We start from the raw sequence: 14,754 nt of genomic DNA on the forward strand, positions 1-14,754 counted from the left end.
GGCGGCGACCCGATCGCCATCACGATTCCAAACGCAGGTCCTGGATCTTGCGGGTGATCGTATTGCGTCCAATGCCAAGCCGCTCGGCGGCTTCGACCTTGCGGCCGCGCGTGAAGTCCAGCGCCTCGCGAATCACCGCGGCTTCGAAGCGGCGCGCCAGCCCATCCATCACCTCGGGCGCGTTCTCGCGCAGCAGTCGCGCCACTTCGGTGCGCAAGCCAGCCTCCCATGCACTGACGTGAGACGATACTGGCGACAGCGCGTCACGGGCGGGGCCGCCCAGCGGCGTCACGCCGCTGGGCGCCAGTGCTGCGGCGCGGGTATCGCCGGACGAGAACGCCGCTGCTGCGCCGGCGGCGACGCCGACAGTCTCGCCAATCAGTAGCCCTTCATCGGACACGGCGTGCGGGGCCGATTGCCGCTCTATGACCAGCTCCGGCGGCAAGTCCTTGATCTCGATGGTCTGCGCGGGCGCCATCACGGTCAGCCAGTTGCACAGATTCTCCAGTTGGCGCACGTTGCCGGGAAACGGCATTAGTGCCAGGTACGCCAGCGTCTCGTCAGTGACGCGCTTGGGCTCGACGCTAAGCTCGCGGGCACTCTTTTGCAGGAAATGCCGTGTGAGCAGCGGGATATCCTCGCTGCGCTCGCGCAATGGCGGCAGCCGCAACCGGATTACGTTGAGCCGATGATAGAGATCCTCGCGGAACAATCCCTGCCGCACCCGCGTCTCCAGATTTTGATGCGTCGCCGCAATCACCCGCACGTTCGCCCGCAAAGGACGGTGACCGCCGACGCGGTAGAACTGCCCGTCCGAGAGCACGCGCAACAGTCGCGTCTGTAGATCGAACGGCATATCCCCGATTTCGTCCAGGAACAGTGTGCCGTTCTCGGCCTGCTCGAAGCGGCCCTGCCGCATCGCCTGCGCGCCCGTGAACGCCCCGCGCTCGTGCCCAAACAGCTCTGACTCGAGCAAGTCTTTCGGCATCGCCGCCGTGTTCAATGCGATAAACGGTCCATTGGCGCGCGGGCTGTGTCGATGCAGCGCATGGGCCACCAGTTCCTTGCCGGTCCCGGACTCGCCAGTGATCAGCACCGTCGCCGCGGAATGAGACAACCGGCCGATCGCACGGAACATGTCCTGCATCGCCGGGGCCTGCCCAAGCATTTCCGGCGCCTCAGCGAGCCGGTCATCGCAGCCGGACTCGCCGCGCATGCCCTCGTCAACGGCGCGGCGGATCAATTCGACCGCCTTATCGACGTCGAACGGCTTGGCCAGATACTCGAACGCCCCGCCCTGAAAAGCCGCGACGGCGCTGTCCAGGTCCGAGAATGCCGTCATGATGATCACCGGCAACCCCGGCCACCGCTCGCGCACCGTATTGAGCAGTTCAAGTCCCGAGCCGCCCGGCATTCGAATGTCCGATACCAGCACCTGCGGCTGGTCCTGCTCGAATGCGGCCAGCACGTCGCGCACACTGGTAAAGCTACGGGTCACGAAGCGCTCGCGCGCCAGTGCCTTCTCGAGCACCCAGCGTATCGACTGATCGTCGTCAACTATCCAGATTGGCTTCATAGATTTCAGATTGGCTTCAAGATTGATCGAGCGGTTTTCTTCAATATCTGCGTGCGCGCACCTGTCGCCTACAGTCATCGAGCCAGCGGCAACAGGATCTGAAATTCGGTATGGCCGCAACGGCTTTCCACTTCGATCAACCCTGCGTGCTGCTGCACAAAGGTCTGCGCAAGCGTGAGTCCAAGCCCGCTGCCATCTTCCCGTCCCGACACCAGCGGATAAAAAATCCGGTCACGGATCGCCTCCGGTATGCCGGGGCCGTTGTCGGTTATCCGCAAGTCCAATGCCAACTTGCACAACCGCTTGGCGATCGTGACCTTGCGCGCGACGCGCGTGCGCAACGCGATATGCGCGTCACCTTGCGAGATGCGCTCTTTGAGCGCCTGCGTTGCGTTGCGCACGATGTTCAGCAACGCCTGGATCAGTTGCTCCTTATCGCCGCGAAACTCCGGCACGCTCACATCGTAGTCGCGCTCGATCGTCAGCCCCCAGGGAAACTCGGCCAAGATCACCGCGCGTACCCGTTCGCAGACCTCGTGGATGTTCACGTCACCAACAATGTGCGGATGACGGTGTGGCTCCAAAAGCCGGTCCACCAGCGTCTGCAGCCGATCGGACTCCTTGATAATGACCTGCGTGTATTCGCGCAGGTCGTAGCGCGCCTCGCGCTCGCCTAACTCGAACTCAAGCAACTGCGCCGCGCCGCGAATGCCGCCAAGCGGATTTTTAATTTCGTGCGCCAGATTGCGGATCAATTGCTTGTTGACCGACGTCAAGTCATGGATACGTTCCTCTCGATCGCTGCGCAATTGCTGGTCGTTGGCGAACAGCTCGAGCAATACGTAGTCCGATGCTGTCTCGAGGTAGCCCACGATCACGTGCACGCGCAACGGCTCGCGCAGCTGGCGCTCCAGTGTGGCGTCCAAGTGCGTCGCCTGGAACCGGTTGTCAGCAATCGCTGCGATGGTCGTCACTAACTCGTCGCCATTGGAGAACAGATCCGGCCACGTGGTCTGCTCCAGTTGCCGGCGCGACATCTCGAGCATCGACTCGGCCGATGGATTCGCATACGCTACTCGCAATGTCCGCTTATCCAGCACCAGCACGGCCGTTGGCAGCGCGTCGAGCCCAGGCAGCAGCCCAGAGCATGACAACGCTGAATCGTCCGGCGTATCGGATGGGCTTCGTTTCGCAGCGTATCGCATTGGCTTCGTTTCGATTTGACCAGGCTCTTCAATATCCTCGGGCCGGTCCAATAAAATAGGGACGGCGCAAGGCCATCCCCATTTCCTACCGGTCACCTCGCGGGCGCGGGCGACAACGCGCATAGGCGCGCCGCACGGCCTGCCGGCTGCCGGACAGCACGCGCCATCGCTCAGAGCGAGTAGTACATCTCGAACTCGATCGGGTGCGTGGTTTGACGGAAGCGTTGCAGCTCCTGCGTCTTAAGCTCGATGTACGCATCCAGCATCGAATCCGTGAACACGCCGCCGCGCGTGAGGAACTCGCGATCGGCATCGAGCGCATCCAGCGCGGTGTCCAGGTTCTCGCAGACGGTCGCGATCTTCGCGTCCTCTTCCGGCGGCAGGTCGTACAGGTTTTTGTCCGCGGCCTCGCCCGGATGGATCTTGTTTTGCACGCCATCTAGGCCGGCCATCATCAACGCCGAGAAGCACAGATACGGGTTGGCCATCGGATCCGGGAAACGCGTCTCGATCCGGCGCCCCTTCGGGTTCGACACATGCGGAATGCGGATCGACGCGGAACGATTGCGCGCCGAATACGCGAGCTTGACGGGTGCTTCGAAGTGCGGCACTAGCCGCTTATACGAGTTCGTGGTCGGGTTCGTGATCGCGTTCAACGCACGGGCGTGCTTGATGATGCCCCCGATGTAGAACAGCGCGAACTCGGACAGGCCCGCATAGCCATTGCCTGCGAACAGGTTTTGGCCATCCTTCCAAATCGACTGATGCACGTGCATGCCGGAACCGTTGTCGCCCACCACCGGCTTGGGCATGAACGTCGCGGTCTTGCCGTACGTATGGGCCACGTTATGTACAACGTACTTCAGGATCTGCGTCCAGTCAGCGCGTTGCACCAATGTCGAGAATTTTGTGCCGATCTCGTTCTGGCCGGAACCCGCGACCTCATGGTGATGCACTTCGACCGGCACGCCCAGTTGCTCGAGCAACAGGCACATCTCCGAGCGCATGTCCTGGAACGAATCGACCGGGGCAACCGGGAAATAGCCGCCCTTAACACCCGGACGGTGACCGCTGTTGCCGTGCTCGAATTCCTTGCCCGACGACCAAGCAGCCTCTTCGGAGCCGATCTTCACGAAGCAGCCCGACATATCAATGTTCCACTGCACCGAATCAAAAATGAAGAATTCGGGTTCCGGGCCAAAAAACGCGGTATCACCCAAGCCCGTGCTCTTCAGGTACGCCTCGGCACGCTTGGCGAGCGAGCGCGGGTCGCGCTCATAGCCCTTGCCGTCCGACGGCTCGATCACGTCGCAGATGAGGACCAACGTCGATTCCTCGTAGAACGGGTCGATATACGCGGTGTTCGGATCCGGCAACAGCAGCATATCCGACGCTTCAATTCCCTTCCAGCCGACAATCGAGGAACCGTCGAACGCGTGGCCGGCTTCGAACTTGTCCTCGTCGAACGCCGACACCGGCACCGACACGTGTTGTTCCTTGCCGCGGGTGTCGGTGAAGCGAAAATCGACGAACTTGACGTCCTCGTCCTCGACGAGCTTGATGACGTCGGCCACGGTTTGAGTCATTCCTTTCTCCTGATGAACAATGGGGGCGATACCACTTCCCGATTCCGGCTTCTCGGTTATGCAACGGGATCGGGTCCAAACAAAGCACACTCCATGCCAAATTATGATGCAGGGACACCGGGCACGCTCCATTGCAGGGCTTATGCCCTACCACGACCTACAAGCAGCGTATTACCCGTCCTAGTGGCAGCGCATTGCGCACAATATTAGTGCAACTGCGATTGGCGGCACCGAACAAGCACGCGATCGGTGCAAAAAGACGATAATGCACCAAGGTCGTGCTCCATGCCGCTGCCTAGGCGGGTCATTCTACGACGACGCTAAAATTAAACCATTGCGCTTTTTGGACACAGTGATGACTTCCCGTGACGCGATTTATGCAGCGGCCGAGCAGCGCCGCACGCAACACCAGCTGCAGTATGCTGGCGCGCTGGCGCCAGGTGAGGCATTCGAGTTGTTGGCGCTCGAGCCGGGGGCCCGGCTAGTTGACGTACGCACCCGCGCGGAACTGGACTGGGTCGGCCGCCCGGTCGTCGGGGATGGCCAGTACGTACACATCGAGTGGACGCGATACCCGGGCGGCGTTCCCAACCCGGAGTTCGTCGAGCAACTGTCCCAAGTGGCGATGCCGCATACGCCGATCCTGCTGCTGTGCCGCAGCGCCGCGCGCTCAAAGCTGGCCGCAGTGGCAGCGGCGAACGCGGGCTTCATGCACGCTTACGATATTCTGGAAGGTTTCGAGGGCGACAAGGACGCTCGAGGCCACCGTAAGACGGTTGGCGGTTGGTGCTTCCGCGGCTTGCCCTGGGTAAGCGCCTAGGCTCGGGGACACCGGGTTGGGGACACTGCGCCACGGGAGGTCGCGCCCGGATGGTCCCGCACGCGGAACGTGCACGACCCGGACGCGGCGGCCCGACGTGCCCCCTCACTGCCATGCCGCACGCCCGTCGCGGTTGCCGCAGGCGGTGGGCGCAGTAACGTTCCGAAAAAAAGGGCGCTGGACTGACACGGTCGACGCACGTAGGATTTCGTGCAGTTTCCAATGATGGTCCGACAAACCAGGCACCCCACCACGTCGGCTCGTCGTCGCAGCCCTTCCCCACCATCGCGTCCCAACGATTGGCTCGACCATGCAGAAAGACGAACAACAACAAACCCGATCATCCGATGCAGCGCCGCGCGCCGTGGCCAGCCGCACCCGCACGCGCGTGCTGCGGCTGGCCACGGGGCTCGTCGCTGTCGTCGTCGTGCTGCTTTGGTGGCATCCGTGGCAACGTAATGCCATGCGCGGCACGGCGGGCGCCCACGCCAGCGGCACAGCCACGGGCAATGCCGGCAAGCCGCCTGGCGCGAAACGTGGCAGCCATGGTGGCGGCGCGTTCGCGGACATGCCACAGCCGATTAAAGTCGCGACCGTGGTCCATGGCGAAATGCCAATCATGATCAATGCGCTGGGCACCGTGACACCGCTCGCGACGGTGACCGTGCGCACGCAGTTGAATGGCACGCTGATGTCGGTCAATTTCCAGGAAGGCCAACTCGTCAAGCGCGGCGATGTACTCGCACAAATCGATCCACGCCCCTACGAAATTTCACTGCGCAACGCCGAAGGGCAACTGGCGAAAAACCAGGCGCTGCTGCGACAGGCAGTGTCGGATCTGAACGCGTACCAGGCGTTGTTCAAGCAGGATTCGATCTCGCGCCAGCAGGTCAACACGCAGGCCTCGCTCGTCGAGCAGTACCGTGGCCAGGTAAAGTCGGACCAGGCGACGATCGATACGTACAAGCTGGACTTAACCTACGCGCGGATCACCGCGCCGGTGACTGGCCGAGTGGGACTGCGTCAGGTGGATCCGGGCAACTACGTGACCACCAGCGATACAAACGGCATTGTCGTCATCACGCAGATGCAGCCCATGAGCGTCGTGTTCACCACGTCCGAGGACAACCTACAAGCCATCCTTAAGCAATGGACCGCCGGCGCCAAGATGTGCGCGACCGCATACGACCGCACCAACAGCCGGCCGCTGGAAACCGGCGAGTTGCACACCCTCGACAACCAGATCGATACGACCACCGGCACCGTGAAGCTGCGCGCGGTGTTCCAGAACGCGGGGCAGGCGTTGTTCCCGAATCAGTTCGTCAACGTGCGGCTACGCGTGGACACGATCCGCAACGCGACCATCGTACCGACTTCCGCGGTGCTCAATGGCTCGATGGGAACATTTGTCTATGTGGTCAAAGCCGACAATACAGTCACCGCGCGCCCGGTGAAAACGGGTCCGGTCGATGGCGAGCGCACCAGCATCGTCTCCGGTCTAGTGGTGGGAGAGCGTGTCGTCATCGACGGCTCAGACCGATTGCGCGAAGGCGCCAAAATCACGATTCCGGCCGCGATCGCTAGTGGCCGCCCCGCCGCGTCGGCAGGCCAAGCGGCGCGTGGCGCGCGTCACGCGTCGGCCACGCACGGCCACGCGCACCAACCGCAGCCTTGATTCCGGCCGGGACCTGCCCCGGCGCCGCGCTCCCGGACCATTCGACGCATGAATCCATCCCGCCTCTTTATTCTCCGCCCAGTCGGCACAGCACTGCTGATGGCCGCCATCATGCTGGCCGGCCTTGTGTCGCTGCAGTTCCTGCCACTGTCCGCGCTGCCAGAAGTGGACTATCCGACGATTCAAGTGCAGACCTTCTATCCCGGTGCCAGCCCCGAGGTGATGACCTCGTCGGTGACTGCGCCGCTGGAGCGCCAGTTCGGTCAGATGCCGGGGCTGAATCAGATGTCGTCGCAAAGCTCGGCGGGCGCATCGGTCATCACGCTGCAGTTTTCGCTGGACTTGCCGCTGGACATCGCGGAGCAAGAAGTGCAGGCGGCCATCAACGCGGCAGGCAACCTGCTGCCGTCCGATCTGCCAGCGCCGCCGATCTACGCAAAGGTCAATCCGGCCGACGCCCCCATTCTCACGCTGGCGATCACTTCTAAGACGCTGCCGTTGACCCAGGTGCAGGACCTGGTCGATACCCGGCTCGCGCAGAAAATCTCGCAAGTGGGCGGCGTCGGGCTGGTGAGCTTGAGCGGTGGACAGCGGCCCGCGATCCGCATCCAGGCCAACCCGCGCGCGCTCGCGGCGTACGGCCTGAATCTGGACGATCTGCGCACCACGATTTCGAACCTGAACGTCAACACCCCAAAAGGCAACTTTGACGGTCCGACACGTGCCTACACGATCAATGCCAACGACCAGTTGACCGATGCCAGTGCGTATCACAGCGCGGTAGTCGCCTACAAGAACGGCCGTCCGGTGATGCTAACCGACGTCGCGCAGATCGTCTCCGGCCCGGAGAACACGAAGCTAGGCGCGTGGGTCGATACCGAGCCGGCGATCATCCTAAATGTGCAGCGGCAGCCGGGCGCCAATGTGATCCAAGTGGTCGACAACATCAAGGCGCTGCTGCCGCAGTTGCAGCAAAGCCTGCCCGCATCGGTCGAGACCCGCGTGTTGACCGATCGCACCACGACGATCCGCGCGTCGGTACGCGACGTGCAGTTCGAGCTGGTAACGGCGGTCGTGCTGGTGGTGCTGGTGATGTACCTGTTCCTCGGCAGTTGGCAGGCGACCGTGATTCCCAGCCTGTCCGTGCCACTGTCGCTGATCGGCACGCTGGCGGTGATGTACCTGTACGGATTTTCGCTGGACAATCTGTCTTTGATGGCGCTGACCATTGCCACGGGCTTCGTCGTCGATGACGCGATCGTGATGATCGAGAACATCACCCGCTACGTTGAGGACGGCGACACGCCGTTGCAAGCCGCGCTGAAGGGCTCCAAGCAAATCGGCTTCACGATCATTTCGCTGACCGTGTCGTTGCTCGCGGTGCTAATCCCGTTGCTGTTCATGGGTGACGTCGTCGGCCGGCTGTTCCACGAGTTTGCGATCACGCTTGCCGTGGCGATCGTGTTCTCTGCAGTGGTGTCGCTCACGCTCGTGCCGATGCTGTGCGCCAAGCTGCTCCGGCACAGTCCACCGAAGGAAAGCGGCCGCTTCGAGGCTCGGGCCCGTGCGTTCTTCGATGCGGTGATCGCCGCCTACGCAAAGATGCTCTCGCGGGTGCTCGATCACCAGCCGCTCACGCTGCTCGTTGCACTGCTCACGCTGGTGCTCACGATCGTGCTCTATATCGTAGCGCCGAAGGGCTTTTTCCCGACGCAAGACACCGGCATCATCCAAGGCATCACGCAGGCCTCGCAAAGTGTGTCGTACGCGGCCATGGCCGAGCACCAGCAAGCGCTCGCCGCCGAAATCCTGAAGGACCCGGATGTCCAGAGCCTGTCGTCGTTCATCGGCGTAGACGGCACCAATCTCACGCTGAACAGCGGCCGTTTGCTGATCAATCTGAAGCCGTTCGACGAACGCAGCCGCGACGCGCCGCAAATCATCCGCTCGTTGCAGCAGCGCGTCGCGCAGATACCCGGCATCTCGCTGTATATGCAGCCAGTGCAGGACCTGACGATTGACTCGACGCTCAGCGCGACGCAATACCAACTCATGCTGACCGACGCGAACGCCCAAGCGTTTGCCGACTGGGTGCCGAAGCTTGTCGCACGGCTCAAGCAGGCGCCGGAGTTGGTCGATGTCGCCAGCGACTTACAGCAAAACGGGCTCTCAACCTATATTGAGATCGATCGCAGTACCGCCGCGCGCTTCGGCATCACGCCGGCGACGGTCAACAACGCGCTGTATGATGCCTTTGGGCAGCGCATCATCTCGACCATCTTCACTCAATCAAACCAGTATCGCGTAATCCTGGAGGCGGACCCGAAGGTGCACGCGTCCCCGGACGCACTGGGCACGATTTACCTGCCATCGGCCACCGCGCCTGGCGCCCAGGTCCCGCTGTCGTCCATCGCGACCTTCCATCAGCAAAACGCGCCGCTGCTGATCTCGCACTTGGGCCAGTTCCCGTCCACGACCCTCTCGTTCAACCTCGCGCCGGGCAAATCGCTCGGCGCGGCGGTGAAGGCCATCGAGCAAGCGAAGGACGACATCGGTCTGCCGCCCTCGTTCCAGATCCGCTATCAGGGCGCGGCGCTGGCATTCCAAGCATCGCTGTCCAACCAGGTATTTTTGATCCTGGCCGCGATCGTCACGATGTACATCGTCCTTGGCGTGCTATACGAGAGCTTCGTCCATCCCATCACGATCCTGTCTACACTGCCCTCCGCCGGCGTCGGCGCGCTGCTCGCATTGAGCGTCACCGGGCATGACCTGGATATCATCGGCATCATCGGCATCGTGCTGCTGATCGGCATCGTCAAGAAGAACGCGATCATGATGATCGACTTTGCGCTTGAAGCGCAGCGAGAACAAGGCAAGCGCCCTCGCGACGCGATCTACCAGGCTTGCCTGCTGCGCTTTCGGCCGATCCTGATGACGACGATGGCAGCGCTACTCGGTGCGCTGCCGCTGATGCTGGGCACGGGCTCCGGTCACGAGTTGCGCCATCCGCTAGGCATCGCGATCGCCGGCGGGCTGGTCGTCAGCCAGTTGCTGACGCTGTTCACGACGCCGGTGATTTACCTTGGCTTTGACCGGCTCGCCTCGGCGCTGCGCGAACGCTTGTCGCGCGATGCCAGCGGCGAAGGCAGCAGACAATGAACCTTTCCCGCCCTTTCATCGCGCGCCCCGTCGCCACCACACTGCTGACCGTGGGCATCGCACTGGCCGGGTTATTCGCTTTCGTGAAGCTGCCGGTGTCGCCATTGCCGCAGGTGGACTTTCCGACCATCTCGGTGCTGGCAACACTGCCTGGCGCCAGCCCGGAGACCGTGGCCACCAGCGTGGCCAGCCCACTCGAGCGACATTTGGGCGCCATTGCGGACGTCACCGAGATGACGTCCACGAGCGGCATCGGCAATACGCGGATCGTGCTGCAGTTCGGGTTGAACCGTGACATCGACGGGGCGGCTCGCGACGTACAAGCCGCGATCAACGCCGCGCGGGCAGACCTGCCGGCCAGCCTGCGACAAAATCCAACATACCACAAGGTCAACCCGGCCGACGCGCCAATCCTCGTCCTTGCGCTGACGTCGAAAACAATGACGGCCGGACAGATGTATGACGCGGCCTCGACCGTGCTGCAACAGGCGCTGTCGCAAATCGACGGAGTCGGTGAAGTCAACGTGAGCGGCGCAGCCAATCCGGCCGTGCGCGTCGAAATCAATCCGACCGTGCTGTTCCACTACGGGATCGGACTGGAAGACATCCGCGCCGCGCTCGCGTCGGCCAATGCGAACAGCCCGAAAGGCGCGATCGAGGCCGGCCGCCGGCACTTGCAGCTATACACGAACGACCAAGCGCGGCGCGCTGACCAATACCGTGACCTGGTGATTGCTTACCGCAACGGCTCCGCGGTGCGGCTTTCCGACGTCGCGCAGGTCGTCGATTCGGTCGAAGACCTGCGCACCATGGGCATAATGAACGGCGAACGCGCGGTGCTCGTGCTCCTGTACCGGCAGCCTGGCGCCAATATCATCGAGACGGTCAACCGCGTCAAGGCGAGGCTGCCCCAGCTACGCGCGGCGCTGCCCGCGGCAATCGATGTGACGCCGACCGCCGACCGCACAATGACGATCCGTGCTTCACTGCGAGACACCGAGCGTACGCTGTTGATCGCGGTAATCCTGGTGGTCATGGTCGTGTTCCTGTTCTTGCGCAACTGGCGTGCGACGCTCATCCCCAGCGTTGCGGTGCCCGTATCGATCATCGGTACGTTTGCCGGCATGTACCTGCTCGGCTATTCGATCGACAACTTGTCGCTGATGGCGCTGACGATCGCCACCGGCTTCGTCGTCGATGATGCGATCGTCGTGCTCGAGAACATCTCGCGGCACATCGAGGCCGGCATGCCGCGCATGCGCGCAGCGATCGTTGGCGCACGCGAAGTCGGCTTCACGGTATTGTCGATCAGCGTCTCGCTGGTCGCGGTGTTTCTGCCGATTCTATTGATGGGCGGCATCGTCGGTCGTCTGTTTCGCGAGTTTGCTGTCACGCTGTCGCTGGCGATCTTCGTGTCGCTGCTCGTGTCACTGACGCTCACGCCAATGCTGTGCGCCAGACTGCTCGGGCCCACCCCTGACGTGCGCGGCGAAGGCCGGCTCGCGCGCTGGCTCGAAGCCGGCTTCGCCCGCTTGCAGCGCGAATACGAACACTCACTCGGCTGGGCGCTGGACCACGCGTTGCTGGTGCTGGCCGTGCTGGTCGCCACCATCGGCTTGAACGTGTACCTGTACACGATCGTGCCAAAGGGCTTCTTTCCGCAACAGGACACCGGCCGACTCGTCGGCGGCATCCTGGCGGACCAGAGCACGTCGTTCCAATCGATGCGGGTGAAATTTTCGCAGATGATGGACATCGTCAAGCGCAACCCGGCAGTCGATTCCGCAGTCGGTTTCACCGGCGGGCGTCAGACCAACGCGGGTTTCATGCTCATCTCGCTGAAGCCGCTCGCCGAGCGCGGCGTGTCCGCGGACCAGGTCATCGAGCAACTGCGCGCGCCGCTGGCCGAAGTCGCCGGCGCCAGAACGTTCTTGCAAGCGGTGCAGGATATCCGCGTGGGTGGAAGACAATCGAACGCGCAGTATCAGTTCACGCTGCTCGGTGATTCGACTGCTCAGTTGTACAAATGGGCGCCGATTCTAACCGAGGCGCTGCAAAAGCGGCCCGAGCTTGCCGATGTCAACTCGGACCAGCAGCAAGGCGGTCTGGAGGCGAACGTGATCATCGACCGGCCAACTGCTGCACGCTATGGCATCACCCCTGCGCAGATCGACAATACGCTGTACGACGCCTTCGGCCAGCGGCAGGTGTCGACGATCTACAATCCGCTGAACCAGTATCATGTCGTGATGGAAGTGGCGCCCCGCTATTGGCAAAGCCCCGACATTTTGAAGGACATCTTCATTAGTCAGTCCGGCGGCAGCGCATCGGGCACCGCGAGCACCAACGCGACGGCCGGGACCGTCACCCGTGCATCGGGCACGAAAAAGACGGTCGGCGTGTCGGCGTCCAATGCCGACAGCCGTGCAGCGAGCGTCGCACTTGATTCGGCACGCAATCAGGCGATCAACTCGATCGCCGCCAGCGGCAAGTCCAGCTCATCGTCCGGCGCCGCGGTATCCACCGCCAAGGAAACGATGATCCCGTTGTCGGCCATCGCGCGCTTCGCCCCGGGCAATACGCCGCTGGCGGTCAGCCATCAAAACCAATTCGTCGCGACGACGATCTCCTTCAATCTGCCGGTGGGCACCTCACTGTCGGACGCGACCGCCGCGATCTACCAAACCATGGCCGACATCGGCATGCCCGGCACCCTTCATGGCAGTTTCTCCGGCACGGCACACGCCTTCCAGCAAGCGTTATCGAACCAGCCGCTATTGATTCTCGCGGCGCTCGCCGCGGTCTACATCGTGCTGGGCATTCTGTACGAGAGCTACATCCATCCGCTGACGATCCTGTCCACATTGCCGTCGGCCGGTGTTGGCGCGCTACTGGCGTTACTGCTGTTCCGTATCGAGTTCAGCATCATTGCGCTAATTGGCGTGATCCTGCTGATCGGTATCGTGAAGAAGAATGCGATCATGATGGTGGACGTCGCGATCGACGCCGCGCGCACCGGCATGAGTTCGCGCGAGGCCATCCGTCAGGCCTGCTTGCTGCGCTTCAGACCGATTATGATGACCACCTGCGCCGCGCTGCTCGGTGCATTGCCGCTCGCATTCGGCCACGGCGAAGGACACGAGATGCGCGCGCCGCTGGGCATCTCCATCGTCGGCGGACTGATTGTCAGCCAATTGCTAACGCTCTATACCACACCGGTGGTTTACCTCTACATGGACCGGCTTCGTACTTGGTGGGGCGCACGGCACGGCGGCGAGCACGTCCCGCCGCGCCACGTGTTCGGCAGTGACGAGTAACGCTGCCGGGCGGCGGCGCCCCGTGTGACGGTGTCCCGGCATGATGTCGCTACGTCCTGGCCAACATGAAACGCCGGCGCACGCGGAAGCCGATAGCGGCGATGCGCCGCCGACGGCGTGCAACGCCACTCATCGCGGATGCTGCGCGCGCCATTGTTTGAGCGCGCGCAGCATCTTGGCAACATCGGCGACAGGCTGATGTACTCGTAGACAATGCGATACTGCGACGCGGTCATATAGGACGCGCGGTTTGCCATTGATGCCTTGAAAGACAGCGCCGCATCGTAGGAGTGGATGATCGTGCCTTGCTCGTCAGCCGCTACCGGAACTTGCTGCGGCACTCGCTAGCCGAGGATCGGCTCAACCTCTCGATAGGGTCGTTTGCTATGCCGACCACGGCCGTACCCAGCGCGCAGTACCGGTCAATCGCGGCGACAAACTCGTGCGCCCCGATCGTACAACCGGTCGTGCTCTACGGATCGGGCGATGGAAACATCATCGCGCGGCGACGGCGTCGAGACACCTCTTCGAAGCAGGTAGAATACGGCCCCCGCAACGAGTGCGATCGCGCGCCCGCGCAGCTTGCGCATCGCCCGATGCACGCATTCCCCCTGCTTCAACTGCATATCTTCATGGCTAAACTCTTGACAGACCAAGAATTCCATCGCTTCAACGAATTGCAACAGAAACAAGCGGCATTCACGATTTCGAGCGACGAAGCCGATGAACTACGCGATATTGTCGCGCGCGCCCAGCAGCGTCGCGACGATCGTGCACAAGCGATGCAGACGATTGAGAGCCACATTCGCACGTTCAACATCACGCCCGACGAACTCTTCTCCCCGGAGCAGATCGCCGAGGCGGCGCGCGCCTTCGGCCTGATCCCGTTAGCCAAGAAGCCACGCAAGGGTACAGACGCCAAGCCGGCCGAGCCCAAGGCGAGCGCCGTCGCACCGGCGAGCTCTGTCGCGGCACCGACGGGTCCTATCGTGGCACCGACGAGTCCTATCGTGGCGCCGGCGGGTTCCGTCGCGACGCCCGCGCTCGCGGTCGATGCCTCGCGCAAGTCGAAGCTGCCTGGCGCCGGCATGGACGCGTGCACGGCCGCCGACCATGCGGATAGCCACCCGGCCCCTGCACCGGGCGCCAAGACCGCCATCCCGGCGGCCGTGCAAGCCGGAACCGAAGCGCGAGCCAGCGCTGAAACAGGGACTGAAGTCCGGACCGAGCCTGCATAAGCCCGCCCGCGCCAACCGGCGATGACGTGCCGTTCAATACGACCCTCTCGCACGGGTAACGTCCAATAAGCACAGCGCGCGTCGCACCGGCGCGCCTGCCCACCTGCCTGCCCAGCCCCCGTCCGGGACGCCGCTCAAGTCGCCCGTCCGGTTTATCAGCGACAGGGTATTCTCA

General features: G+C 62.9%; 7 protein-coding genes and 1 pseudogene. 5 read left to right on the top strand and 3 right to left on the bottom strand.

From position 1 onward, the window contains the following. Positions 1-19: 19 nt before the first annotated feature. From ntrC to glnA, 3 genes are all read right to left on the bottom strand, one after another. On the bottom strand, positions 20-1,576 hold the full coding sequence (ntrC, locus tag KPG66_RS08720; protein ID WP_237070701.1) for a nitrogen regulation protein NR(I): 1,557 nt from the start codon (positions 1,574-1,576) through the stop codon (positions 20-22). 74 nt (positions 1,577-1,650) lie between these two features. Further along, positions 1,651-2,781, bottom strand: a complete 1,131-nt coding sequence (glnL, locus tag KPG66_RS08725) for a nitrogen regulation protein NR(II) (RefSeq protein ID WP_237070667.1) — start codon at positions 2,779-2,781, stop codon at positions 1,651-1,653. A gap of 170 nt (positions 2,782-2,951) precedes the next feature. Then, the gene (gene glnA / locus KPG66_RS08730; RefSeq protein ID WP_237070668.1) at positions 2,952-4,367 is read right to left on the bottom strand and encodes a type I glutamate--ammonia ligase; all 1,416 of its coding nucleotides are present in this window, start codon (positions 4,365-4,367) and stop codon (positions 2,952-2,954) included. 355 nt (positions 4,368-4,722) lie between these two features. Between glnA and KPG66_RS08735 the strand changes: the two genes are divergently transcribed. From KPG66_RS08735 to KPG66_RS08755, 5 genes and pseudogenes are all read left to right on the top strand, one after another. After that, positions 4,723-5,187 carry a rhodanese-like domain-containing protein gene (locus KPG66_RS08735; RefSeq protein ID WP_237070669.1) on the top strand — a complete coding sequence of 155 codons (465 nt, stop codon included), beginning with the start codon at positions 4,723-4,725 and terminating at the stop codon, positions 5,185-5,187. A 310-nt stretch (positions 5,188-5,497) separates the two neighbouring features. Continuing rightward, the gene (locus KPG66_RS08740) at positions 5,498-6,862 is read left to right on the top strand and encodes an MdtA/MuxA family multidrug efflux RND transporter periplasmic adaptor subunit (protein ID WP_237070670.1); all 1,365 of its coding nucleotides are present in this window, start codon (positions 5,498-5,500) and stop codon (positions 6,860-6,862) included. Between the two features lie 48 nt (positions 6,863-6,910). Then, entirely contained in the window at positions 6,911-10,024 is a 3,114-nt protein-coding gene (locus KPG66_RS08745) for an MdtB/MuxB family multidrug efflux RND transporter permease subunit (RefSeq protein ID WP_237070671.1), read from the top strand. After that, positions 10,021-13,341, top strand: coding sequence for an efflux RND transporter permease subunit (locus KPG66_RS08750; protein ID WP_237070672.1), 3,321 nt, complete (start codon positions 10,021-10,023; stop codon positions 13,339-13,341). The genes KPG66_RS08745 and KPG66_RS08750 overlap by 4 nt, the downstream gene beginning before the upstream one ends. A gap of 632 nt (positions 13,342-13,973) precedes the next feature. Next, positions 13,974-14,246 (top strand): annotated as a pseudogene (locus tag KPG66_RS08755) (hypothetical protein); the annotation flags it as partial. Positions 14,247-14,754: the final 508 nt, after the last annotated feature.

It is taken from the genome of Mycetohabitans sp. B2 (assembly GCF_021733735.1).
Taxonomy (GTDB): Bacteria; Pseudomonadota; Gammaproteobacteria; order Burkholderiales; family Burkholderiaceae; genus Mycetohabitans; species Mycetohabitans rhizoxinica.

Coding starts and splice junctions, on each gene's coding strand:
- ntrC (WP_237070701.1), bottom strand. CDS start 1,576: ATGAAGCCAATCTGGATAGTTGACGACGATCAGTCGATACGCTGGGTG.
- glnL (WP_237070667.1), bottom strand. CDS start 2,781: ATGCGATACGCTGCGAAACGAAGCCCATCCGATACGCCGGACGATTCA.
- glnA (WP_237070668.1), bottom strand. CDS start 4,367: ATGACTCAAACCGTGGCCGACGTCATCAAGCTCGTCGAGGACGAGGAC.
- KPG66_RS08735 (WP_237070669.1), top strand. CDS start 4,723: ATGACTTCCCGTGACGCGATTTATGCAGCGGCCGAGCAGCGCCGCACG.
- KPG66_RS08740 (WP_237070670.1), top strand. CDS start 5,498: ATGCAGAAAGACGAACAACAACAAACCCGATCATCCGATGCAGCGCCG.
- KPG66_RS08745 (WP_237070671.1), top strand. CDS start 6,911: ATGAATCCATCCCGCCTCTTTATTCTCCGCCCAGTCGGCACAGCACTG.
- KPG66_RS08750 (WP_237070672.1), top strand. CDS start 10,021: ATGAACCTTTCCCGCCCTTTCATCGCGCGCCCCGTCGCCACCACACTG.